Genomic DNA, 21,610 nt, shown 5'->3' on the forward strand with positions numbered 1-21,610 from the left:
ATTCTCTCTTCAAACACTCTTTTTTCTTCGCTAGAAACCACTTGTATGCCAACTACGATGGTACGACCTCACGATTTTTCATCTGCGCTTAGTGGTTCTTCAGATAATCTATCGCGGGGTAGCGATGAACCTTCATCTTTTTACATTACATTTGACACTACACTTGCTGGCTAGACATTTGATGGCATTCAACTTTTTTCCTGGCTTTCATCATCATCTGCTCAAACGCAGTTTAGTTTGTAGCTTGCTAATACTCTGCCTTCTGAGTGGCCTACTTAGCGGCTGTGCCATCCCAAGAGTCAGCGCCGAGGATCGGTTATTTCTAGATGTTTCCGTGGAGCTTGTAGGCAGTGCAACGCTAGAAAAACAGACATTTGAGGGTGAATCGGTAGGTGGAATCTCTGCGATCGCCTACGACGTGCCTAATGACTGCCTCTATGCACTGTCTGATAGCCGCGATCGCCCTCGCTTCTACACCCTGAAAATCAGCAATCTCTCCCCTTCAACTTCCCCATCTCCTACAGCCTCTGAGCGCAGTCCAATTATATCTATCGAATCGGTTACCTATCTCACCGATGGCGCTGGCAATCCTTTCCCTGCTGGCACCCTGGATCCCGAAGGGATGGCCCTTACTCCCACCGGCACTTTGCTCATCTCTACCGAAGGCTCTCCTCGTCGTCAGATTATGCCTACTGTGGGTGAATACGATATCGCTACTGGCCAGCTCAAAACGGCCATTCAGGTTCCTGCTCGTTATCTGCCTGATGTCCCGCCTGACGATAGTGAAGGACAAACCCTCGGTGTTCAAGAAAACCTAAGCTTTGAAGCACTTGCCATTAATGTTTCTTCCGGTACAGGCGGCGTTTACGAGCCGTATCGCTTGTTCGTTGCTACTGAAGGCCCACTGCTACAAGATCTAGATTTTGAACCCGAAGTCCCTTACAAAAATAGATTGATCCACTACACCATCAGTCCTTACCAAACCACGCTAATCTCAGAGCATCTGTACGAAATGGATATTGCTCCTACAGGCGCAATCCTTCATGGTTTATCGGAAATTGCAGTCCTTGACCAAAGTGGACACTTTTTGAGTTTAGAGCGCTCTTTTGGACTGAGTGGCTTTACGCTAAAGCTATTTCAGTTAGCTTCGGGTGGTGCTACCGACATTAGCGCTGTCGAGTCATTGAAAGGAAACACCAGCGGCATTAGCCCCATTCGCAAACAGCTAGTGCTAGATTTTGCCGATCTACAGCTACCATTACAAAACTATGAGGCTATGACGTTTGGACCAACTTGGCGCGATCGCTCAGAGTCTCAGAAAACCCTTAGCCGCAGCCTTTTGATTATGAGTGATGACAATTTCTCAAACGATCAAGAAACTAGCCTGTTAGTCTTTCAACTCAAGCAGAGGTGATTTGAGGCTAGACGTAGGTGAGTATGTCCAGCAACTACAAAGGAGGCAGAATCAGCGGAAAGCTCTTCGTAGGTATCAAGGTTGTGCATTAGAACAGAAATGCGACTATCCCCGTTTCTTGTTCTATTCCCTTCTATTTTGCTACGCTTAGCTTTTGTACTCAGCTGCTTTTGTACCCAGCTGCGGTACGGGGGGACAAGATGCCCACTATAGTTGAAGCGATCGCCAGTTGAAGCGATCGCCAGTTGAAGCGCTCACCCCTGATTAAAATCACCCAGGCAGAGACACAACAACCTAATGCTCAACGCTGTCGATAGGTTTTGACTACGCTACAGCAGTAAAAATACCCTCTCTGTACTGCTTCAGGTTGTTTCAGGTAGGATCTTATGGGAATGACTAGACTGATGTTGAAAGCACAGATCTTTTCCCAAGATTTCTACCGTTGTTCAATCGACAGTGTTAAATAGATAGTCACCCAAAGTTCTATCTTTAGACGGACGTTTACAAATGGCGAATGGTTCAATCTCGCGTTCGCTTTAAACTTGTCTTAAACAGCGAACGGTCGCGCCTTTTCGACTTTTACGCCAAGATAGAAAAACTTCGTTGGCCACGTCCTGATTATCTGCAAGATGGCTAAAAATCCGCCAGTGTTTGAACTTTAGCTAACCTACTACATTTGACCACCTAGGTTTTCCATGTCCGTTAGGTCTCTTTTACAGATAGCTGTTTGTAAGAAATACCCATCAAGCGCCCTAAACCTGATAAATTGAGCATCAGCAAAGAACACTAATTAAAGGTTTCATAAAGAAGCAACATGCGAGTCTTAGTAATCGGTGGTGATGGATACTGCGGCTGGGCAACAGCGCTCTATCTCTCCAATAAAGGTCATGATGTAGCGATTCTAGATAACCTTGTGCGCAGGCTCTGGGATATGGAGCTCCAGTCTGAAACTCTGACTCCGATTGCGCCTATCCAAACTCGGCTGCAGCGTTGGAAGGATCTAACTGGTAAAGACATCGAACTCTTTATTGGTGATGTCAACAACTATCCGTTCTTAGAACGCTCCATGCTTCAGTTTCAGCCAGATGCGGTCGTGCACTTTGGCGAACAGCGATCTGCCCCTTTCTCGATGATTGACCGCGAACATGCCGTCATGACCCAGTCCAATAATGTTTTGGGCAATCTAAACCTGCTCTACGCGCTACGCGACCATTTCCCAGAGTGTCACCTGATTAAGCTTGGCACCATGGGTGAATATGGCACGCCCAATATCGACATTGAAGAAGGCTACATTACCATCAAGCACAACGGACGAGAAGATACCCTTCCTTTCCCGAAGAGTCCTGGTTCCTTCTACCACCTCAGTAAAGTCCACGACACTCACAACATTCATTTTGCCTGTAAGATTTGGGGCCTGCGAGCAACTGATCTAAACCAGGGTATTGTCTACGGCGTACTGACAGAAGAAACCGGAATGGATGAGCTGTTGATCAATCGCCTTGACTATGATGGTGTTTTTGGCACGGCGCTCAACCGCTTCTGCATTCAGGCTGCTGTGGGTCATCCCCTAACTGTTTATGGTAAGGGTAGTCAGACAAGGGCTTTGCTAGATATCCGCGATACCGTTCGCTGCATTGAGATCGCCTGTGAAAACCCAGCCAACGAGGGTGAGTTTAGAGTCTTTAACCAGTTTACAGAAATGTTTAGCATCAACGATCTGGCGATGATGGTGAAGAAAGCCGGGAATACGCTAGGCCTAGATGTAGAAGTCACTAACTTAGACAACCCCCGCGTCGAAGCAGAAGAGCACTATTTCAACGCGAAGAACACTAAGCTAATTGACCTTGGTTTAGAGCCGCATATGCTTTCTGATTCCCTGTTAGATTCTGTACTGAATACCGCTATAAAATATAGACACAGAGTCGATAAGAAACAGATTCTACCTACTGTTAGCTGGCGTCGATAGCACTCCAGTTTTATGAGCTTCTAAACTCTCGAGAAAAAGGTCGGTTTGTCATTGTTACAAGCTGACCTTTCGCATAGTCACCTGCCTTTATCATTTGATGCTTACTTGTCCTGAGTATTATTTCGCCAATCGAATGTAGTCACAGTCCACTTCCCATATTCATGATCGTCTATGCGTATTGCTATTTTTACTGAAACCTTTCTTCCCAAAGTAGACGGTATTGTTACTCGACTTAAGCATACCGTTGAATATCTTCAGAGCTTTGGCAATGAGGTATGTGTGTTTTGCCCTGAAGGGGGTTTGACAGAATACAAAGGTGCAAAGGTTAAAGGCGTTTCTGGCTTTCCACTACCGCTCTACCCTGAGCTGAAGCTAGCGTTTCCTCGACCTTCAATGCGTGAGGCAATAGAAGATTTTGATCCTGATTTGATTCATGTCGTCAATCCGGCGGTGCTGGGCTTAGGTGGAATTTACTACAGTAAGGCTTTGAATATTCCGCTGGTGGCCTCTTATCATACGCATCTTCCGAAGTATTTAGAACACTACAACTTAGGGCTATTAGAAGGGGTGCTGTGGGAGCTGCTAAAGGCGATGCACAACCAGGCAGCGATCAATCTATGTACGTCTACAGCGATGCAGCAAGAATTGACTGAGCATGAGATTGAACGGGTCAGAGTGTGGCAAAGAGGGGTAGACACTGAGCTATTTCGGCCTGACTTAAGGAGTGAGGAGATGCGATCGCGTCTCACCCAAGGTCATCCAGAGGCGCCTATCTTGATCTATATTGGTCGTCTTTCTGCCGAGAAAGAGATCGACCGGATTAAACCTGTGCTCGAATCCATTCCAGATGCGAGGTTGGCGCTAGTGGGCGATGGTCCTTATCGTGAGGAGCTAGAAGAACACTTTGAGGGAACGCCGACTCACTTTGTGGGATATTTAGCTGGTGAGGAGCTAGGCGCGGCCTATGCCTCAGCAGACGCGTTTATCTTCCCCTCTAGGACAGAAACATTGGGTCTAGTGTTATTAGAGGCGATGGCGGCGGGCTGTCCGGTGATTGCCGCAGACGCAGGCGGTATTCCAGACATTGTGACCAATGGAGTGAATGGCTTTATGTTTGACCCAGCAGATGAGCAGGGTGCAATTACTGCTACACAAAAGCTGTTAGGAATGAAGGCAGAAAAAGAATTGCTGCGGCAGAATGCCAGAGTAGAAGCGGAGCGCTGGGGCTGGGAAGGCGCAACTCGCCAGCTGGAGAGATTCTACATTGAGGTGCTAAATGCAGGGATAGGTGCGATCGCAGCATAAACAACCCACTTCTTATTAGCCTCTATCCCTTGCTCTTTGCAAGATAGTACGAACATCTCCTTCTACCGGTTCAGTAGGAATAGGCTGCGCATCTTCTTCTACCGGTTCAGTAGGAATAGGTTGCGTATCTTCTACTTCTTCTCTAGCCGCTGCAGGCGCTAGAGAGTCTTCAAGCAGGGGGTCTTCAGTGGGTTCCTCAATAGGTGCATTGCTAATCTCACAACACTCTAGGATCGGAACACCGACTAACTCTGAGACATCTAGAGCTGTCAGAAAGTACTGCCATTCCTGCTCGATAATTGGATCGTTTGGCCGTAGGTTTCGCAAACTAGCTAGCTCAGTCAACGCGTCTTGCAAGAATCCAGCGTTAGCATAAAGTGCGGCGCGATTTTGGCTGTTAGCTGCATTTAGATTGTTAGTAAGACTAGGGTCTGGTGAGCGTCTTTCTATCCATCCATTCACTGTAGTACGTTCGGTTTCGTCACAATCAACAGTGACAGACCACTGATAGGGTGTGTTGAACGATAGCGAAATTGGTAGAGGAGCTGCAACGATACCGTCACTATCAGCACTACCTGACAGGCGACCCTGATATAGCAGGCGATCGCTACTGTCTCTTATCACGAACTCTGTTGAAGTATGGGTCAAAGCCTGAGGCAAATAGAACCATAAACTAGGCCGAGCTAGTGTCGTTAGTGTGCCTACAGTTTCACTGGTACGAGTATTGCCTAGTTCAGTGACTACTTGTGTATCAGCATAGGTAATCGCGCTCAAAGGCAACCCTGACGATTGACAGCTTTTTTTAGCACTATTGTCTCTACGTCTGCTACCGGGTCTGCCCGGGTTGATAAGTTCGCTAGGGTCAAGCTCAATTGGTAAGGGCGGCAGCTGCTGTGCTGCGGCTGATTCGGATAGAAAGAATGATAGAGCGCTAAGGACGATCACACCTAGGACATTTCGACTTAACCTTAATAGGCTCTGGCTCAATAGGCTCTGACTCAATAGGCTCTGGCGCGACTGTACTTGGCCTCTAAAAATGAGCATCGGAGATGAGCATTGGGGTAGAACGAGCTTGTAATTTGTCTCCATCAAGCGTTTGGTTGAGTAGCTATAGCGGATTGTATTTGCGATCGCCACCTATCTGCTCGCGGTGAGGCTAGCACAATTCGCTTATAGTAACCGTCTGTTATATCCAAGCAGAGGCAGCTCTGCTCTCCTTGGACGTACCAAAACTCTCGACCTCGTTCAGTATAGTAGGTACCTGCTTTGATCAGTCCAGGCACATAGGTACCCGGGGCTCTAAGTTCTTGCCAACTCGTGCGAGGCCGCTCCAAGCGAATGCTTTGAACATGAGAAAGCGGCACTTCAATCCATTGACTGATATGAAAGCTCCATAGCCGCTCTATAGGCTCGAGCTGAATTTTGATCACGTCGTCGTTGAGATTGATATCCATGATGATCACTAACCCTATGAAAGTCGGCGTAATTGCCTAATCGCTGACGAAACGCTATGGTAATAGCCTTATTTCTATTCGATTAAGCCTTGAGCGAAGAGTCAATTATCAAAGACCTGATTTCTCTCTGTAGATACAGCTGATCTCACCACTATTCCGCTACGCTAGCTTGAGCTACTCACCTGTCAATTTTTCCACGGAGTACTTTTTAATGTCCGCTAATACACCGCTAACAGGCTTGACTTTAATTGACTGTGCTAAGGCGAATGCTCCACAGGGTGCCGAGGTTGCTGCGCGTCTTTGCGGCTATGGCGAAGATGTCAGCACCTTTCGTCAGGCACTGATCAAGGCGGGCGAGGACGCGGGCATTACTTTAACTGGCGTCGATGATCTAATTATTGAGCCAACGGTTGCCAGCATTAATCAGCCAGTATCTGACATGGGCGCAAACTAGTCGCGGTAGCAAGCAGAGGGAGAGATCGGCAATATATAGCGATTAATTGTTTCTTCCGGGAATAAAGCTCGTACTAATCCGCTTGATCACTCGGTTGGCGATATCTGCATAGCTAACTTCACCGGCTAGGATCTGTCCTAACCGCTTAGTTGCAGTTGGGCGTTTGATTCCTACCCGATAGCCAATTTTGGGTACTCGAAAAAAGACGGTAGCAATCCGCTGAGCCCACTGCATATCGGCTCCCCAGCTTTCGTGGATGAGCTGAGTGTAATTAGCGATCGCCCCTTTATCTCCTTCTATGGCCGCCTTCACAGCCTGTGCTGCCAACATTGCGCTATACATTGCCGGACGAATCCCTTCTGCTGTCAGCGGATCGACAATTGCGGCTGCCTCACCGACTATCAGCGCTTGAGTTGTATGCAGCGGATAGTTGCCATCCCATAGCTTTAGCGGATGTGTATAGAAGCTTCCTTGGTCGGCATTTACCTCAAAAGCAGACGCATACTGACTTAGTAGCTTCTGGGGATTGTTAATTGAATTGCCTACAAAACTACTCACTCCCATCGAGTATCCCTGCGGCTTAGGAAAGCTCCACAAGCAGCCATTTTTTGCTAGTCCAAACTCAAAGCTGAATGCTCCATGCTCAACCAATGCCGCGGTGTCAACTTCTAAGACACCTGCTTCCCTGAGCTTGTGCTCTCTAAAGCCTAGCCAGCCAGCTAGTGGTCCCTTCGCACCATCTGCTGCAATCACATATCGCCCGGTTAGCCTTTCTGCCAATCGCCTTTCTACACCACTGACAGTCGAAACCTCCCAGTGATCTCCTTCAAAGGCCACCCCGGTTACCGTCGTTTGGTCTTGGACTTTAGCACCAGCGAGCTGAGCCTGTTCGACTAGAAACTGATCGAATACTTTTCTATCCACGCTCCAGATCGGATCTGTCTCTAGCTCGGCATCTATAGCATCACCTAGTTTCCAGGTATAGCGCACCTGTCTAACTTCGCTAGCGATCGCAGGTGAAAAATCAAAGTCGAACCAGTCTGCGACACTAGGCGATACAGCTCCAGTACAGGGTTTATATCTTGGCAGCTCCGCTTTTTCTAGCAGCAGCACAGAACAGCCTGCTTTAGCAAGGTGATAAGCAGCAGTGCTACCCGCTGGGCCAGCACCAACGATAATGCAATCGAACATAAATGCCAAAATGTGGAAGTATAGTCAAGCGAGGTTGGGATCGGTGTACGACGTAACTAAAAAATTGCTTTTCTATACTGTCTGAATTGCCTTTTCCTTATCCGCTAGGGCCTCGTCAATCTGCTTAGTATACTTGTCTGTCAGCTTTTGCACTTCGTCTTGCATATCGCGCGACTCATCTTCGGAAATCTCACCGTCTTTTTCTTGCTTTTTGGCGAGATCGATGCCATCTCGCCGCACGTTGCGAACAGACACGCGGCCTTCTTCAGCATACTTACCCGCTAGCTTGGCGAATTCTTGACGGCGCTCAGTAGTCAAAGGTGGAATATTTAATCTAATCAGCGCCCCGTCAGTATTAGGAACTAGGCCAACATCTGACATAGAAATGGCTTTGGCGATTAGCTGCACAGAGCTTGGATCAAATGCCTGAATCATGAGGGTACTGGCATCAGGCGTAGTGATATTAGCGAGTGACTTTAAGCTAGTTGGACTGCCATAGTAATCCACCATGATTCGATCAAGTAGCGAGGCGCTAGCTCGCCCCGTGCGGATCGTATTGAAAGCGCGTTTGGTAGATTCTACGGCCTTCTGCATCGCCGATTCAACTTCGCCAAGATCAGCTAATTTCACAGGACTCTCCCACAATAGTTCCAATAGGTTCGCCCATCATGGCGCGGTTGATATTCCCTCTAATGGAGAGATTGAACACCCTGATGGGAATGTTGTTATCTTTACACAGCGCGATCGCCGTGCCATCCATCACCTTAAGATCTTTTGCCAATACATGACTATAGGTCAGTGACTTGTACTGCTTGGCGTCGGCATTGGTCGTCGGATCGCTATCGTAGACACCATCTACCTTGGTTGCCTTGAAGAGCACTTCAGCGCTGATTTCAGCCGCTCTTAAGGCAGCTGTGGTATCGGTAGTAAAAAAGGGGTTGCCTGAGCCCCCCCCAAAGATGACCACTCGATTCTTTTCTAGATGACGAATAGCGCGGCGGCGGATATAAGGTTCGGCCAGTTCTTGCATTGAGATAGCAGTTTGTACGCGAGTCGGTACGTCTATCCGTTCTAGGGCGTCTTGCAAAGTCATGGCGTTCATGATCGTGGCGATCATGCCAATATAGTCGGCGGTGGCCCTATCCATACCGGCTGATGATCCTTTGACACCTCTGAAGATATTGCCGCCACCGACGACAATCGCTAGTTGAATACCTTCTGCAACAACGCCTGAGATTTCTTTGGCGATCGCATCGACGATAGCTGGATCGATGCCATAGGCTAATTCTCCCATAAGGGCTTCGCCACTGAGCTTTAATAGGACTCGCTGATAGGGTTTGCCCATGCGTACTCTATAGTTAGGTGAGACAGTAATTTCTACATCAAGATAGCAGCGAAAGCGTTTGGGCGATACCCTATGCTGCTGTCAATGAGTGTTTCTTTAGCTGATAAGCTGTGCTCCCTCTATTTCTTGATTGTATTTTGGTCTTGACCTGGCTAGCAATCGTTGGCGGTCTATCGGAGGCTGCACGGCGATGGGGATATAGTCCAGAGATCCCACGTAAAATAGTTCATATTGGCGCTGGCCAGGTTATTCTGCTCGCCTGGTGGCTAGGGGTGCCTGCCTGGCTAGGAATAGTGGCTTCTATCGTATTTGGCGCGATAGCACTATTGTCCTATCGACTACCTCTTCTGCCAGGTATTAACGGCGTCGGTCGCAAAAGTCTGGGCACCTTTTTTTATGCGATTAGTATCGGCTGTTCAATGGTTTGGTTTGAGCCTCTACATCAGCCGCAGTATGCCGTGATTGGTATTTTGATAATGGCCTGGGGAGATGGACTAGCAGCGCTAGTTGGACAGCGTTTTGGTACTCATCCTTATCAGATTTGGGGTGAGAAAAAGAGCTTGGAGGGTAGTTTGACCATGCTGCTGGTTAGCTATTGTGTCAGTGTGGCGGTGCTACTTGCGGTGCAAGGCCCTATTCTGGCTACTTGGATAGTTCCAGCAATGACAGCTGCCGTTGCTACTGGCCTAGAATCTATTTCTAAATATGGCGTTGATAATCTCAGCGTACCCCTGGGTTCAGCTGCTGTCTGCTTTTGGCTACAGCAGTTGCTTATCACCTAAGGGCTAGCGGCTCTTGACTTGTTTTTGCTGTTGATAGCGCCGCTGAGTTCAACTAAGCAGGCTTTAAAGGCTAATAAGGTTACCACAGTGACTAGAGGGACTACAGGGCAACTTCGCCCTTTTCACCAGTACGAATTCGAATTGCTTCGTCTACCTGTGAAACGAAGATTTTGCCATCGCCAATTGTTCCGGTTGAAGCTGCTGCTGAGATAGTCTCTATCACCTGATTTAACGAGCTATCTGGAACGACTAGAACTAGACGTTTCTTTGTTAAGAATTCAACAGTGTAAGAAATTCCTCGGTAGGTACTGGTCTGCCCTTTCTGGCGGCCAAAGCCCCGAACGTCTTCTAGTGTCATACCGGTGGCCCCTATTTCTACTAGCGCACCTTTCACATCCTGTAGCTTTTCAGGGCGGACAATCGCCTCAATTCTCTTCATAGCTGACATGTTCCAAACTTAGGCTAAATCGATAGGGTTCCTTAGGCGCCTCAAACGGTCATCTGAAGCACTGGTTAAAAGCACGAATCTATGAGCTAACTTTGCTAATTACGTCTTGTTAATTGGTCAAGGACCTATCGTATCAATGAATGATCTTAATTGTTACAGCTTATACCGACTCCACACAAGTACCGACTCCACACAAGCAGTTGGTCTTCCCGTCTGTCTAGTCTGTCCGTCCATCTAGATAGACTAGATGTGATATGTAGCGGAGAGCGGGTTCATAGTAGTAGAGAGTGGTTTTTAAAATCACCGCTTTGATCTAGAAATAGGCTAGGTCATCTTTGCTATGGGTATAAGAAGCCCTTGGCTATTTCCCAGTGATATTCCAGTCGCTATTTTTTCTAGAGCTAGCTAAATCTGGGCCTGTAGCTGAGCTTGGATTTTTTGACAGTAGCTATCGATCTCTCGCACAAGCCCAAAAGCACTGAACGTTTTTCCGGCCCGGGCAGCGTGCTCTAGCTCAAAGGCGGTATTGGCTATGGCGCTAGCACCTACGTTCGCACTAGCCCCTCTAAGCGAGTGGGCAACACTTTCAATCGTCTCAAGCTTTTTAGAAGCGATCGCACCTTCTAATAGCCGCAAGCTATTTCTCGCATCGTTTAGAAACATGGCTAGCAGCTCCGCTTCAAACTCTGCATCACCACCAGCAAGCTGTTGGAGCTGCTGCCAGTCAAACTCAGTCGATAAAGTCTCAGTCGATAGAGTATCTGTATAATCTTGCCGTCCGTGAGCTTTCAACATAAAAAATCCTCTGCATAAATCGAGTGTGCCCGAACCGCTAGAACTATGTAGGGAATCAGGCAGGTAATTAGTGTAGGTATGAGAATCGCCTAAGCTGCCAGCAACTAACTGGAGGATATCTGCAAAAGACGTTGACCGGAAAAGTAACGAATTCGTCTGCGAGCGTCCTTCCATCTGTAGAGAGATTTCTCTTAGAGATTGACCTATTGCTGGTCTTCCATACACCATGCCACCAGCGACAGCAGTACTATCCAAATAATCCATCGAGGCCAGTAAATCCAGTCCCACAGTAGTCCTGGAAAAGCATCGACGAAAAGAGATAGCCACCACGCGATGACCGTTACTAGCATTAGAACAATTAAACTCATAGCATTGAACTCATCCTAGGTACAGCGTGAGGATACTAATAACTAGTGTGTTGTTCTGTAAAGTGTTTTGTGGAAAACAAGGTTTATTAATTGCTGACGGCTAAAAATACTTCTAGATGCCATAATTTCAATCCCCCTTGATCCAAATTACAGGTCCATGTCGATGCAGCTTTATAGACGTAACCTAGCTACCTCAGAACACGATACTCAAGAACGAATTCTGAAGGCCGCTCAGAAGCTGTTTGCACGTAAGGGCTACGGCGGTACAACGACCAAGGATCTGGCGCAGGCAGCAGGTGTTGCAGAAGGAACCTTGTTTCGACATTTCGAAAGTAAGAAGGCCATCCTAGTCGAAGTAGCTACAAGAGGCTGGATGGAGATTCTAACCGATCTGCTCACAGAACTTAGTGAGATGGCTAGCTATAAAGCGGTGGCACAGGTTATGCGTAAGCGGATGCTCAGTCTCAATGCGAATTCGGATATGCTGCGCGTGTGCTTTATGGAAGCGCAGTTTCATCCAGAATTACGCGATCGCATTCAGGCAGATGTGATCGATAAAATGACCGATGTTGCCGAAGCCTTTTTCCAGACGGCGATGGATAGGGGGGTCTATCGCAAGATGAATCCTAAAGTTGTTGCTCGGATCTTTCTAGGTATGTTCACTGTTTCTGGTTTTAGCCAAACCACTATGTCAGCTGATGGTAGTTCTCCCCAGGATATGAAGGAAATGGCTGAAACGCTAGCTGATATCTTCTTGAATGGCGTCCTCCATGAACCCACATGAATCTACGTGAACCCACATGAATCCAACTGAGCAGAATCGATACGAAGAGCAGTAGTGATGATACTAGCGCACAGGGAGAGGGTAATACATGATCTGCCTACAAGCGACTGGTTGAGCCCCACCTTGCCGATACACTTGCCGATACAATAGGGCTTGCAAATAACTCGTTTCTAGACAATGGCCTCCAACTTGCCTTCTAACTCGCTCTCACCCGACGACAGTAGTGATTCAGGACTAGACAGCATTCGGGCTACGCGTTTGCAGAAGGTAGAGGACCTAAAGCAAGCTGGCTTACAGCCCTATGCCTATCGTTGGGAAGTGACTCATTCAGCTGCGCAACTGCAGGCCAAATTTGCAGATCTAGCCACGGGCGCAGAAGCAGATTTTGAAGTTTCTGTGGCTGGACGGATTATGGCTCGGCGCGTCTTTGGCAAGCTGGCCTTCTTTACCTTGCAAGATCAAACGGGGACTATTCAGCTTTACCTAGAGAAGAAAACGATTCAAGCCGCAATGGGCGAAGCCGATGAGCAGGCCTTTAATCACCTAAAGCAGCTTACCGACGCTGGCGATATTTTGGGCGCACGCGGCACCATCAAGCGTACAGATAAAGGTGAGCTGTCTGTGAAAGTCAAGCACTATGCCATGCTGACTAAATCCTTGCTGCCACTGCCAGATAAATTTCATGGGCTGACGGATGTTGCCAAACGCTACCGGCAACGCTACGTAGATCTTATTGTCAATCCAGAAGTACGCGATACGTTTCGTAAGCGAGCGAAAATTACAGCGGCCATTCGTCGACATTTGGACCAACTAGGCTATCTAGAAGTAGAAACGCCAGTGCTGCAGTCAGAGCCCGGTGGTGCTGAAGCGCGGCCTTTTGTCACCTATCACAATACTTTGGATATGGAGCTGTATCTGCGGATTGCAACAGAGCTGCATCTAAAGAGAATGGTTGTAGGTGGCTTTGAGAAAGTTTTTGAATTAGGCCGAGTGTTTCGCAATGAAGGCATTTCTACCCGTCACAACCCGGAATTCACGACCATTGAAATGTATCAGGCATACGGCGACTACGAAGATATGATGTCGCTAACTGAGACCATGATTGAACAGATTGTAGTAGAAGTGACAGGTAGCAAGGGTGTCACTTATCAGGGTGAAGAAATTAGCTTTGCTAGGCCCTGGCAAAGAATCACGATGCACGATGCAGTAAGAGAAAAAACGGGCATCGACTTCGTTCAGATTAAAGATTTGGCTAAGGCAAAGCAAGCGGCTAAAGAAGCTGGTATTAACGAGGTAGAAGCCTGCGAGAGCATTGGTCATGTCCTCAACGAAGCCTTCGAACAGAAGGTAGAAACTACGCTAGTTCAGCCGACTTTTATTACCGACTATCCCGTAGAGATTTCGCCGCTGTCTAAGCCGCACCGTAGTAAGCCTGGTCTGGTAGAGCGATTTGAGTTGTTTATTGTCGGTAGAGAAACGGCAAATGGTTTCTCGGAGCTGACCGATCCGGTAGATCAAAGAGAGCGGCTAGAGCTGCAGGCAGCAAAGAAGGAAGCTGGGAATTTAGAAGCTCACAGCGTAGATGAGGACTTTCTGACCGCACTAGAGTACGGAATGCCACCGACTGTAGGCATGGGAATTGGCATCGATCGACTGGTGATGGTGCTAACGGACGCGGCAAGTATTAGAGATGCGATCGCGTTCCCCTTGCTAAAATCAGAGAAAACTGAGCCTGAGAAAGCTGACCAGTAGATATCTTCAGATCAACAGGACTATGTACATGAATACGAAAGAACTATGTGCGGGGATAATTTCCATAAGCTTTTCTTGTTCGGAAGTCATAGCAAGTTGCTGATGCAGCAGTGGCTTACTGTAACTGTTAAGCTAATACGATTAATGATAAAAAGTATTTATATGTGTTAGCTCTTTGTATTTGTGAAAGCTATTGGTAGGCTGTAGTAGTCGACCACCAGAAGACCACTTCTTCCCTATAGCTCATGAACGATCGTCAACCGGCTATGCTTCCTTGGTACCGCTGGCTTAATAGCGGCTACGTTATTCGACTGCTAGAAACAGTTCAAGATTTTATTGTCATCTGCTTATGCATCGGCCTGTTCAGCTTTATGGTGCTTCAGCTAAGAGAGATGGCACTATCTTTGCTACCACCGTTGGATTTTCAGCCAGTTACTTCAGATATTCTGTTTTTGTTGATTCTAGTCGAGCTGTTTCGACTGTTAATCATTTACTTAAAGGAACATCGAGTATCTATCGGTGTAGCGGTTGAAGTCTCGATTGTTTCTGTCTTAAGAGAAATCATTGTCAGAGGTGTCTTGGAAACGCCCTGGGCACAGGTTATTGTCGCCTGCGTTTTCTTGATAGTGTTAGGACTACTGCTGGTCATTAGAGTTTGGCTTCCGCCAACTTTTGATGGAATCGATCCAGAGCAGTTTGTTTCAGAGCGTCATCGTTCGCGGACCCACACTGGAGCTGAGCCGGTCTCGGACTTCAGACCAGAGCCTAGATTAGGGGCTACAGACGTTCACCATGCTCCTACCAGGCTGACTACGCCTAGCCGCGAGATGCTGCATGATTAGTTGGTCAATTGGCTTTCGTCTGATCGCTTTAGTTACTTGGCTGGCAACATTTATAACCTTTAGAACCGTTATATAGAGTGGGCCAAGTAACACCCAAGCGTCGAAGGCAATCCGACGCTTGCTATAAATCTAAAGTAGAGAACGCTAACGATACAATGCATTAGTGTCTAGCTAGAAAGCGAAAGGCTCAATGCACGTTTTGTTTGCTGAAGATGAACCTAAGATTGCCAGCTTCGTCCAGATTGGGTTAAAAGAGCAGGGTTTTGTAGTCGAGTACTGCGACCATGGTGATATTGCCTATGAGAAAGCCATTCAGAACGAATATGACGTGATCTTGCTAGATATTATGATGCCGGGTAAGGACGGGTTGTTTATTCTCAAAAATTTGCGGCAGGTAGGTCGAAACACGCCTGTTATCCTTCTAACCGCGCGCGATGAGTTAGACGATCGACTTCAAGGTCTGAACTTGGGAGCGGATGACTATATTGCCAAACCCTTTTTCGTTGAGGAGCTTATTGCTCGGATACATGCGGTTGTTCGGCGCAGCGCTGGAGAGCAGCCAAATCTAGTTACTGTTGGTCCTTTCAAGCTAGATAGGATCACAAGAACGGTGACTTGCCAATCTGAAGCCCAATCTGAAAGCCAGTCTGAAGGTACTCAGCAAGTGGTTGAACTAACCACAAGAGAGTTTAATTTGCTGGAATATTTAATGCGATCGCCCGGTCGAGTGTTCACCCGAACTCAGATGCTAGAGCATGTGTGGGGCTATGACTTTAATCCGAGCACGAATGTAGTCGATGTTTGTATTCAAAGGCTGAGAAAGAAGATAGATATGAAGGGAAATGAGCGCTGGATTGAGAGCGTCAGAGGCGTAGGGTACCGATTTCGACAGGCAGAGTGAGCGATAGAAGAAGTGAGCGATCCAAAAGCGACAGAGCACCGCTGAGTTAGCGCAGCTTCTCTAGAATCTCTAGCGCAACTTCACTCTCTCCTTTGAACTGATCGCTTTCTATCCAGCTAAGTTGATTATGTCGCAATGCCGTCTCAATTTGCTTGGAGAAATCAGAAGGTAGTTCAACACTTTCTAAGTTACTCTTCATGACGATATCGGTGACTGACACGATACCTAGCAACTGGCCGCGTTCTAGTACGGCTGCTCGCCGCTCCTTTGCTTGCAAGAAACGATTTGCTAGTGCAGGCAAGCTCAAACCAGGACTGACTGCTAGACAAGGATGTCGCATAACCTCGCAAACCATCACCTGGGTGGGATCTATCGACTTGGCAGTGACACGATAGACGATATCTTTTGTGGTCAATATGCCATATTCGCCGCTCTTAACCGCTCGTTCAACCAAAAGCGATCGCACTTTTTCTTTCTGCATCAAAGCCATCGCATGATGAAGCTTAGCCGAACTGCGAATGGTAAATACCTTACGAGTCATCACGTCAGAAACTGTCAACATTACAAATCTCCTGTGTCAATAAAAATCCTACGCAACGCCTCTACTGACTTAAGAAACTGCTGCTTCGAGAATCTCTAGAAAATTGTCTCAAGAAGTTGTGAGGAAGTCGTGAAGATGCCATCAAGAGATGAATACATTTAGAGAATAAGTAGAGAACAATCATCCGTTAATCTTTGCAACTCTATCGATTACAGAATCATCCTTCTACGCAAGAACCCCCAAAAATCGCAGTATGATACGAAAGTTGCAAGTAGATAACAGAGCAATATATTATGCCTTCAAAGAAAATTAGTCCTAATGAACAGGCCTTCCTAGAGAAAGTCATGCAGCGCTCTAGCATTCCTGATATCTACGATGCTAGAGATATTACTATTGTTGTTTTGCGATCGCTTCGTGATCTGATGAGTACCGATCTTGCTGATCGCACCGAAGCAGACTTTTCTGATGAGAAAATTGCGCTGCTTTGGAAAGATGACAATCCTATTGTCGCTGCTTTGTCAAAGCTTAGACCCCCATTAAACATCGATACAGAGACCTTTTTACGCCGCATTCGTCAAGAAGGTGGCGTTCCTAAAGATGTTTCACCAGAATCAGCCGTTATCGCCGTTTTCTCTGCAGTTAGAGAAGAACTCTCTCCTGAGAGAAACAAAGAAATCGCCGGCTATTTACCCGATGGCTTAAAGGTCATGTGGGAGCAAATCTAATAGAAAAAACTCGATGACTATTCCAAGTTCATCTGAACTAGTAGAGTACTGGAACGAATGCGCCAGCTCCAAAGAATTTAGACATCCCATTCCTGCAACCATAATCGAGCGCTACTTTCCAAAAGGTGCAAAAGTCTTGGATATGGGCTGTGGGTACGGTCGTCTTGCCCAGTTCCTTAGCAACTTGGGTTTTGCGGTTTCTGCTGCCGACACCTCACCCGCTATGTTAGAGCAGGCTAAGAAAAATGCGCCCACGTGCGAATTTCAAAACTGTCGTAGCAAACTGGGATGGGATGATAGTACTTTTGATGTCGCCATCATTGTAACGCTGCTGACCTCAGTCCCTTTTGACCTCGAACAAAGGCAAATTATGAGTGAGCTTAGGCGAGTTCTAAAACCGGGTGGGTGCCTTTTCGTCAGTGACTTACCGCTGCAATGGTCCTCAACTATCTAGATAGATATAGAGATGGCTATCAGCGCTATGGGCAATTTGGCGTGTTTGACTCGAGTGATGGCGCCACCGTGCGCCATTACAGAAGTATTCGGTTACTTTAGTCAGCTAATGCGTGGATTTGACTGTCTCGAGTTAGAAACCCATGAAGTAGTCACAATGAATGGAAATCCGGCTCAGGCGATTCGCTACGTTGGTCGATGTAACAAATGAGATGTGATCAATAATGCGATCGCCTCTTTATCCCTATTATTTTTGGCTCTATTACCTTGGCGCCTATGACAGCAGCGCTGAAGATATCTTAAAGAAATCCTCTAGCATCGCAAATTTGTTCTCGTCAGTCAAAATGGGTACATGCACAAAGATAGCGGCTGTAGCCAGCTGAAACTCATCAATAGTCACTAATACTTGATAGTACAGATGATTACAGACATATTGCCCCGCATCGTAGCTGACCTCGCTTTGTGAAGTCTCCTTGAGTAGGTGCTGTACATTTACAGGTGTCTGCAAGGTTTGTCTGCCTTTTGCCTGTTTTCTTTCCGCCTGTTTTTCTATGGTCAAACAGGTTCTTCTCTCAGCCATTCCGCAGCAAATGATGGCTCGTGGGCGCAACCGCCGAAGCTCAGCAATAACTAGCTCAGGCGCTGAATCAAAACAAACAGGAACGTGCCGTAGCCAAACGCTCTTCGTCGGTAATTTATTTTGGCTTTGGAGTGCTGCAATCAAATCATCGGACGAGTTGGACTTTTGATGAGCTAGCCAGGGAACGAAAGACGTGATAAGGAGATCAGCAGATTCGTGCCTAGGTGTCAAAATACTCATGAATGGCTAACAATGGGTGGCGACTCAGTAGCTGCGGTTAGAGACAATGCCTCTTATAATTTTAGTGCCTGTCTACAGGTGCCTATCCGCAACCGCCCCCTACGGAAAATAGAGGTTAGTATTCGCTGTGACGACTATTGCTGTAATTGACTATGACATGGGTAATCTCCATTCTGCTTGCAAAGGACTGCAGGCGGCAGGTGCAACTACGCTCATCACTGATTCTGTCGCCGAAATAGAGAAAGCGGATGGTGTCGTCTTGCCTGGTGTAGGCGCTTTTGATCCAGCTATGCAGCACTTGCGATCACGCAACCTCATTGAACCCATTCGCCGGATCGCCAAGAGCGGTAAACCCTTCTTAGGCATTTGCGTAGGCTTACAGGTTCTATTCGAAAGTAGCGAAGAAGGCAGTGAAGCAGGTTTGGGCGTGCTTTCAGGTACCATCCGCCAATTTAAACCAGAACCTGACATTACCATTCCGCATATGGGCTGGAATCAACTAGATTTGGTTCAGCAAAACTCTCCTATCTTGCAGGATATTCTACCTGAAACGTGGGTTTACTTTGTCCATTCCTACTACGCTGCCCCTGCCGACACTAGTATCAATGCAGCTACAATCACTCACGGTAGCCAGACAGTCACCGCTGCGATTAGCCAAGGTAACCTGATGGCAGTACAGTTCCATCCAGAAAAGTCTTCGAAGGCCGGTTTACAAATTTTGGGTAATTTCGTCACTTACGTTCGCGAGCAGTCTCTAGTTGCAGCAGTCTAGTCACTGCTTCCTAGTATCCGTGAAACCCTACCAGAAAATTCCTATTCAAGACTGTAAAGAACCCATAACCGCTATTCCGCTTGAGCAGTTCACTATTGTCTCTCCTCATCCCTATCAATCTTTAGGCGCACCCTATGGAGACTATTCTCCCTACTTTTTACGGTTGGGGGTCCTAGAGAAGCTCTTACAAGCTCAGAGAGTTTTGAGGGCTCAGCAGCCTGGTTGGCATCTACAAATTTTCGATGCCTACCGACCAGTAGCAGTACAGCAATTTATGGTGAACTACACTTTCGACCAGCTAGTTCGCTCAAAGGGATTAGATCCTAGGACGTTGAATGAGGAAGGGCGTTCGGATATCCAAGCCGAGGTCCTTGAATTCTGGGCCGTTCCTAGCTTAGATCCCAAGACTCCACCACCTCATAGTACCGGTAGCGCTATTGATCTTAGCTTGACAGATGCCACCGGCAGAACGGTCGATATGGGCTCGCCTATTGATGAGATCTCACCCCGCTCTTATCCTCAGCACTTTGCAGATAGTCATGATATCGCCCAACAACAAGCTCACTATCACCGTAGCTTGCTAGCTGAGGTAATGGCGACCGCTGGGTTTGTACAGCATCCCAAGGAATGGTGGCACTTTTCAGTTGGCGATCAGCTATGGGCTTGGCAAGTGGGGAAAGGTGTGATCGCTTACTATGGCGACGCTAGTCAAGTCATTTGACCTAGCCGCACTGAATAGAGGACCTGACTGGGCTATCTAAGCGTAGTCTAACTGAGTCAAAAGATTTCTAGCTTTTAGCTCTTGAAAAGTAGCCTTTTGAAAGAGATCAAGCGATTTGGGTGCAAAATTCAGCCAACAGCGCCTAGCTTCGACTGCTCAATCGATGCGATCCTTTAAGCTATAGCTTTGTTCGCTTTGGACGTTTTCGAGGAGGGATACGTCCGACATTAGCGATAGCCTCAAAAACACCTGACTTTAAACGCAAAATGCCAATTCAAACGCCAGACTGGGTTAAGCACGCCATCTTCTACCAGATCTTCCCCGATCGATTTGCCCGTACCAGCCGCACCCCCTTACCCCCTGCTATGCAAGTCCCGCTAGAAGACTGGGATGGCGCTCCTACTATTCAAGGCTATAAGGGCGGGGATCTTTGGGGAGTTGCTGAGCGGCTAGACTACATCCAGGATCTTGGCGTTACGGCGATATATTTCACTCCTATCTTTCAATCAGCCTGTAACCACCGCTATCACACCCACGATTACTACCAAATTGACCCGCTGCTAGGAGGCAACGAAGCCTTTTTTGAGCTACTCGAAGCCGCACATGATCGCAACCTCAAAGTTGTCCTAGACGGCGTTTTTAACCACGCCAGCCGGGGCTTTTTCTACTTCAACGATATCCTTGAAAATGGTCCTCACTCCCCTTGGTTGGACTGGTTCAATATCGAAGGCTGGCCGTTATCTGCTTACGATGGCGATAAGCCTGCTAACTATGAAGGCTGGTGGAATAATCGCGCTTTGCCCGAGTTCAATCACGACAATCCACAGGCTAGAGAGTATATTATGCGGATTGGAGAGTACTGGATCGAGCAGGGGATAGATGGCTGGCGGTTGGACGTGCCTTTTGATGTAACGACAGAAGGGTTTTGGGTGGAGTTTCGCTCGCGAGTCAAAGCGATCAATCCAGAGGCGTATATCGTCGGTGAGGTATGGACTGATGCTAGCGAATGGCTACAGGGCGATCAGTTCGATGGGGTGATGAACTATCTGTTTACTGGGCCTGCGATCGCCTTTACTGCTAAAGACAGAGTATCTATGCCCTTAGTCGAAAGCGTTTCCTACACCCCTTACCCAGCTCTAGATGCTAAAGGTTATGCAGAGAAAGTTGAAGCGCTACTCAACCTATACGATTGGGAGATACAGCAAACTCAGCTAAATCTGCTCTCTAGCCACGACATTGCTAGAGCTTTAAGCGTCGCTGGTGAAGATATATCCAGTTTCTTGCTAGCAACATTGCTGCTCTTAACCTTTCCTGGAGCGCCTAGCATTTACTACGGAGACGAGGTAGGCTTACCTGGCAAGCTAGACCCGGACTGTCGCCGTGTATTTCCCAAGGAAGAAGCGTGGAATCAAAAGGTCTTAGAGACGCATAAAGTGCTAATTGCGCTTAGGCAGGCACACCCGGCGCTGCGAACGGGAAAATATCAAACTTTGGCAGCAGAAGAAGACTGCTATGTTTTCTCTAGAATATTAGAGAAAGAGATAATTGTAGTGGCGGTCAATACAGGTGAAACGGCTGTACAGGTGCGTCTAGCGGATATGGAAGCAGAAAGTGGCAAGGTGCTCTACGGTGAAGGCAGCGTAGAATGGCTAGGCGATCGCACCGCAATGCTAGAGGTTCCGGCACGCTCAGGCATGATTCTAGGAGATGTATAGATATCGTCAGCCGGGCGATCGTGTCTGCAGTTGTTTAAAGCCATACGTCATAGCCATGTACT

At 47.5% G+C, this 21,610-nt stretch carries 25 protein-coding genes; 15 read left to right on the forward strand and 10 right to left on the reverse strand.

Annotated elements, in window-relative coordinates:
• The first annotated feature begins 181 nt into the window (after positions 1-181).
• The 3 genes from S7335_RS13285 (at position 182) to S7335_RS13295 (ending at position 4,685) form a co-directional block, all read left to right on the forward strand.
• Positions 182-1,414 (forward strand): esterase-like activity of phytase family protein, encoded by a 1,233-nt coding sequence (locus S7335_RS13285; protein ID WP_006455327.1) that lies wholly within the window; start codon positions 182-184, stop codon positions 1,412-1,414.
• An 814-nt stretch (positions 1,415-2,228) separates the two neighbouring features.
• Positions 2,229-3,380, forward strand: a complete 1,152-nt coding sequence (locus S7335_RS13290) for an NAD-dependent epimerase/dehydratase family protein (protein WP_006456868.1) — start codon at positions 2,229-2,231, stop codon at positions 3,378-3,380.
• A gap of 171 nt (positions 3,381-3,551) precedes the next feature.
• Positions 3,552-4,685: a glycosyltransferase gene (locus tag S7335_RS13295; RefSeq protein ID WP_006457040.1), complete on the forward strand. Its 1,134-nt coding sequence runs from the start codon at positions 3,552-3,554 to the stop codon at positions 4,683-4,685.
• A gap of 15 nt (positions 4,686-4,700) precedes the next feature.
• Here the strand turns inward: S7335_RS13295 and S7335_RS13300 are convergent, their stop codons facing one another.
• Both S7335_RS13300 and S7335_RS13305 read right to left on the reverse strand, forming a co-directional pair.
• Positions 4,701-5,729, reverse strand: a complete 1,029-nt coding sequence (locus S7335_RS13300; RefSeq protein WP_006454246.1) for a DUF928 domain-containing protein — start codon at positions 5,727-5,729, stop codon at positions 4,701-4,703.
• 44 nt (positions 5,730-5,773) lie between these two features.
• Positions 5,774-6,139: a hypothetical protein gene (locus tag S7335_RS13305; protein WP_006453607.1), complete on the reverse strand. Its 366-nt coding sequence runs from the start codon at positions 6,137-6,139 to the stop codon at positions 5,774-5,776.
• Between the two features lie 211 nt (positions 6,140-6,350).
• Here S7335_RS13305 and S7335_RS13310 point away from each other — a divergent pair, with 211 nt between their 5' ends.
• Entirely contained in the window at positions 6,351-6,593 is a 243-nt protein-coding gene (locus S7335_RS13310) for a hypothetical protein (protein WP_006457155.1), read from the forward strand.
• 42 nt (positions 6,594-6,635) lie between these two features.
• On the opposite strand, the gene S7335_RS13315 is transcribed toward S7335_RS13310, so the two are convergent.
• The 3 genes from S7335_RS13315 to pyrH form a co-directional block, all read right to left on the reverse strand.
• On the reverse strand, positions 6,636-7,784 hold the full coding sequence (locus S7335_RS13315) for a geranylgeranyl reductase family protein (RefSeq protein WP_006454850.1): 1,149 nt from the start codon (positions 7,782-7,784) through the stop codon (positions 6,636-6,638).
• Positions 7,785-7,856: 72 nt separating this feature from the next.
• The gene (gene frr, locus S7335_RS13320; RefSeq protein WP_038018256.1) at positions 7,857-8,378 is read right to left on the reverse strand and encodes a ribosome recycling factor; all 522 of its coding nucleotides are present in this window, start codon (positions 8,376-8,378) and stop codon (positions 7,857-7,859) included.
• Between the two features lie 22 nt (positions 8,379-8,400).
• The gene (gene pyrH / locus S7335_RS13325; RefSeq protein WP_006454106.1) at positions 8,401-9,129 is read right to left on the reverse strand and encodes a UMP kinase; all 729 of its coding nucleotides are present in this window, start codon (positions 9,127-9,129) and stop codon (positions 8,401-8,403) included.
• Positions 9,130-9,272: 143 nt separating this feature from the next.
• On the opposite strand from pyrH, the gene S7335_RS13330 reads away from it, so the two are divergent.
• The gene (locus S7335_RS13330) at positions 9,273-9,911 is read left to right on the forward strand and encodes a diacylglycerol/polyprenol kinase family protein (protein ID WP_227499997.1); all 639 of its coding nucleotides are present in this window, start codon (positions 9,273-9,275) and stop codon (positions 9,909-9,911) included.
• A 100-nt stretch (positions 9,912-10,011) separates the two neighbouring features.
• Here the strand turns inward: S7335_RS13330 and S7335_RS13335 are convergent, their stop codons facing one another.
• The 3 genes from S7335_RS13335 to S7335_RS28430 form a co-directional block, all read right to left on the reverse strand.
• Positions 10,012-10,350 (reverse strand): P-II family nitrogen regulator, encoded by a 339-nt coding sequence (locus tag S7335_RS13335; protein ID WP_006456363.1) that lies wholly within the window; start codon positions 10,348-10,350, stop codon positions 10,012-10,014.
• A 414-nt stretch (positions 10,351-10,764) separates the two neighbouring features.
• Positions 10,765-11,154: an Hpt domain-containing protein gene (locus tag S7335_RS28425; RefSeq protein ID WP_006457353.1), complete on the reverse strand. Its 390-nt coding sequence runs from the start codon at positions 11,152-11,154 to the stop codon at positions 10,765-10,767.
• 203 nt (positions 11,155-11,357) lie between these two features.
• Complete coding sequence (locus S7335_RS28430; protein ID WP_006454797.1) at positions 11,358-11,522, reverse strand: hypothetical protein; 165 nt, start codon at positions 11,520-11,522, stop codon at positions 11,358-11,360.
• Between the two features lie 163 nt (positions 11,523-11,685).
• Here S7335_RS28430 and S7335_RS13345 point away from each other — a divergent pair, with 163 nt between their 5' ends.
• The 4 genes from S7335_RS13345 to S7335_RS13360 all read left to right on the forward strand — a co-directional run bounded on the left by S7335_RS13345 (position 11,686) and on the right by S7335_RS13360 (position 15,801).
• Positions 11,686-12,306: a TetR/AcrR family transcriptional regulator gene (locus S7335_RS13345; RefSeq protein ID WP_006454617.1), complete on the forward strand. Its 621-nt coding sequence runs from the start codon at positions 11,686-11,688 to the stop codon at positions 12,304-12,306.
• Positions 12,307-12,483: 177 nt separating this feature from the next.
• Positions 12,484-14,058 carry a lysine--tRNA ligase gene (gene lysS / locus S7335_RS13350; RefSeq protein ID WP_006453439.1) on the forward strand — a complete coding sequence of 525 codons (1,575 nt, stop codon included), beginning with the start codon at positions 12,484-12,486 and terminating at the stop codon, positions 14,056-14,058.
• A 245-nt stretch (positions 14,059-14,303) separates the two neighbouring features.
• Positions 14,304-14,900: a phosphate-starvation-inducible PsiE family protein gene (locus tag S7335_RS13355; protein WP_050765869.1), complete on the forward strand. Its 597-nt coding sequence runs from the start codon at positions 14,304-14,306 to the stop codon at positions 14,898-14,900.
• A 190-nt stretch (positions 14,901-15,090) separates the two neighbouring features.
• Complete coding sequence (locus S7335_RS13360) at positions 15,091-15,801, forward strand: response regulator transcription factor (protein WP_006455351.1); 711 nt, start codon at positions 15,091-15,093, stop codon at positions 15,799-15,801.
• 46 nt (positions 15,802-15,847) lie between these two features.
• Here S7335_RS13360 and S7335_RS13365 read toward each other — a convergent pair whose 3' ends face one another.
• Positions 15,848-16,363, reverse strand: a complete 516-nt coding sequence (locus S7335_RS13365; protein ID WP_006454301.1) for a CBS domain-containing protein — start codon at positions 16,361-16,363, stop codon at positions 15,848-15,850.
• Between the two features lie 272 nt (positions 16,364-16,635).
• Here S7335_RS13365 and S7335_RS13370 point away from each other — a divergent pair, with 272 nt between their 5' ends.
• From S7335_RS13370 to S7335_RS13380, 3 genes are read left to right on the forward strand one after another with little or no spacing between them, the layout of a single operon-like run.
• Entirely contained in the window at positions 16,636-17,067 is a 432-nt protein-coding gene (locus S7335_RS13370) for a DUF2267 domain-containing protein (protein ID WP_006455726.1), read from the forward strand.
• A 13-nt stretch (positions 17,068-17,080) separates the two neighbouring features.
• Positions 17,081-17,521 carry a class I SAM-dependent methyltransferase gene (locus S7335_RS13375; RefSeq protein ID WP_006456762.1) on the forward strand — a complete coding sequence of 147 codons (441 nt, stop codon included), beginning with the start codon at positions 17,081-17,083 and terminating at the stop codon, positions 17,519-17,521.
• Positions 17,522-17,533: 12 nt separating this feature from the next.
• Complete coding sequence (locus S7335_RS13380) at positions 17,534-17,731, forward strand: hypothetical protein (RefSeq protein WP_038016224.1); 198 nt, start codon at positions 17,534-17,536, stop codon at positions 17,729-17,731.
• A 63-nt stretch (positions 17,732-17,794) separates the two neighbouring features.
• Here the strand turns inward: S7335_RS13380 and S7335_RS13385 are convergent, their stop codons facing one another.
• Positions 17,795-18,340 carry a pyrrolidone-carboxylate peptidase superfamily gene (locus S7335_RS13385; protein WP_006455246.1) on the reverse strand — a complete coding sequence of 182 codons (546 nt, stop codon included), beginning with the start codon at positions 18,338-18,340 and terminating at the stop codon, positions 17,795-17,797.
• Positions 18,341-18,467: 127 nt separating this feature from the next.
• Between S7335_RS13385 and hisH the strand changes: the two genes are divergently transcribed.
• From hisH to S7335_RS13400, 3 genes are all read left to right on the forward strand, one after another.
• Positions 18,468-19,112 (forward strand): imidazole glycerol phosphate synthase subunit HisH, encoded by a 645-nt coding sequence (hisH, locus tag S7335_RS13390; protein WP_006457214.1) that lies wholly within the window; start codon positions 18,468-18,470, stop codon positions 19,110-19,112.
• A 19-nt stretch (positions 19,113-19,131) separates the two neighbouring features.
• A complete protein-coding gene (locus tag S7335_RS13395) occupies positions 19,132-19,833 on the forward strand; it encodes a M15 family metallopeptidase (RefSeq protein ID WP_006456710.1) in 702 nt (233 codons plus the stop codon).
• Between the two features lie 266 nt (positions 19,834-20,099).
• A complete protein-coding gene (locus S7335_RS13400) occupies positions 20,100-21,548 on the forward strand; it encodes a glycoside hydrolase family 13 protein (protein WP_006453986.1) in 1,449 nt (482 codons plus the stop codon).
• Positions 21,549-21,610 lie beyond the last annotated feature (62 nt).

The organism is Synechococcus sp. PCC 7335, assembly GCF_000155595.1.
GTDB lineage: Bacteria > Cyanobacteriota > Cyanobacteriia > Phormidesmidales > Phormidesmidaceae > Phormidesmis.

What these genes read in the sequence shown, in the direction of transcription:
- S7335_RS13375 (WP_006456762.1), top strand. Translation starts at nt 17,081, where the DNA reads ATGACTATTCCAAGTTCATCTGAACTAGTAGAGTACTGGAACGAATGC.
- S7335_RS13310 (WP_006457155.1), top strand. Translation starts at nt 6,351, where the DNA reads ATGTCCGCTAATACACCGCTAACAGGCTTGACTTTAATTGACTGTGCT.
- pyrH (WP_006454106.1), bottom strand. Translation starts at nt 9,129, where the DNA reads ATGGGCAAACCCTATCAGCGAGTCCTATTAAAGCTCAGTGGCGAAGCC.
- S7335_RS28425 (WP_006457353.1), bottom strand. Translation starts at nt 11,154, where the DNA reads ATGTTGAAAGCTCACGGACGGCAAGATTATACAGATACTCTATCGACT.
- S7335_RS13360 (WP_006455351.1), top strand. Translation starts at nt 15,091, where the DNA reads ATGCACGTTTTGTTTGCTGAAGATGAACCTAAGATTGCCAGCTTCGTC.
- S7335_RS13285 (WP_006455327.1), top strand. Translation starts at nt 182, where the DNA reads ATGGCATTCAACTTTTTTCCTGGCTTTCATCATCATCTGCTCAAACGC.
- S7335_RS13400 (WP_006453986.1), top strand. Translation starts at nt 20,100, where the DNA reads ATGCCAATTCAAACGCCAGACTGGGTTAAGCACGCCATCTTCTACCAG.
- S7335_RS13355 (WP_050765869.1), top strand. Translation starts at nt 14,304, where the DNA reads ATGAACGATCGTCAACCGGCTATGCTTCCTTGGTACCGCTGGCTTAAT.
- S7335_RS13290 (WP_006456868.1), top strand. Translation starts at nt 2,229, where the DNA reads ATGCGAGTCTTAGTAATCGGTGGTGATGGATACTGCGGCTGGGCAACA.
- S7335_RS13370 (WP_006455726.1), top strand. Translation starts at nt 16,636, where the DNA reads ATGCCTTCAAAGAAAATTAGTCCTAATGAACAGGCCTTCCTAGAGAAA.
- frr (WP_038018256.1), bottom strand. Translation starts at nt 8,378, where the DNA reads ATGCAGAAGGCCGTAGAATCTACCAAACGCGCTTTCAATACGATCCGC.
- S7335_RS13300 (WP_006454246.1), bottom strand. Translation starts at nt 5,729, where the DNA reads ATGCTCATTTTTAGAGGCCAAGTACAGTCGCGCCAGAGCCTATTGAGT.
- S7335_RS13305 (WP_006453607.1), bottom strand. Translation starts at nt 6,139, where the DNA reads ATGGATATCAATCTCAACGACGACGTGATCAAAATTCAGCTCGAGCCT.
- S7335_RS28430 (WP_006454797.1), bottom strand. Translation starts at nt 11,522, where the DNA reads ATGAGTTTAATTGTTCTAATGCTAGTAACGGTCATCGCGTGGTGGCTA.
- S7335_RS13315 (WP_006454850.1), bottom strand. Translation starts at nt 7,784, where the DNA reads ATGTTCGATTGCATTATCGTTGGTGCTGGCCCAGCGGGTAGCACTGCT.
- S7335_RS13365 (WP_006454301.1), bottom strand. Translation starts at nt 16,363, where the DNA reads ATGTTGACAGTTTCTGACGTGATGACTCGTAAGGTATTTACCATTCGC.
- S7335_RS13380 (WP_038016224.1), top strand. Translation starts at nt 17,534, where the DNA reads ATGGCTATCAGCGCTATGGGCAATTTGGCGTGTTTGACTCGAGTGATG.
- S7335_RS13345 (WP_006454617.1), top strand. Translation starts at nt 11,686, where the DNA reads ATGCAGCTTTATAGACGTAACCTAGCTACCTCAGAACACGATACTCAA.
- S7335_RS13335 (WP_006456363.1), bottom strand. Translation starts at nt 10,350, where the DNA reads ATGAAGAGAATTGAGGCGATTGTCCGCCCTGAAAAGCTACAGGATGTG.
- lysS (WP_006453439.1), top strand. Translation starts at nt 12,484, where the DNA reads ATGGCCTCCAACTTGCCTTCTAACTCGCTCTCACCCGACGACAGTAGT.
- S7335_RS13295 (WP_006457040.1), top strand. Translation starts at nt 3,552, where the DNA reads ATGCGTATTGCTATTTTTACTGAAACCTTTCTTCCCAAAGTAGACGGT.
- S7335_RS13385 (WP_006455246.1), bottom strand. Translation starts at nt 18,340, where the DNA reads ATGAGTATTTTGACACCTAGGCACGAATCTGCTGATCTCCTTATCACG.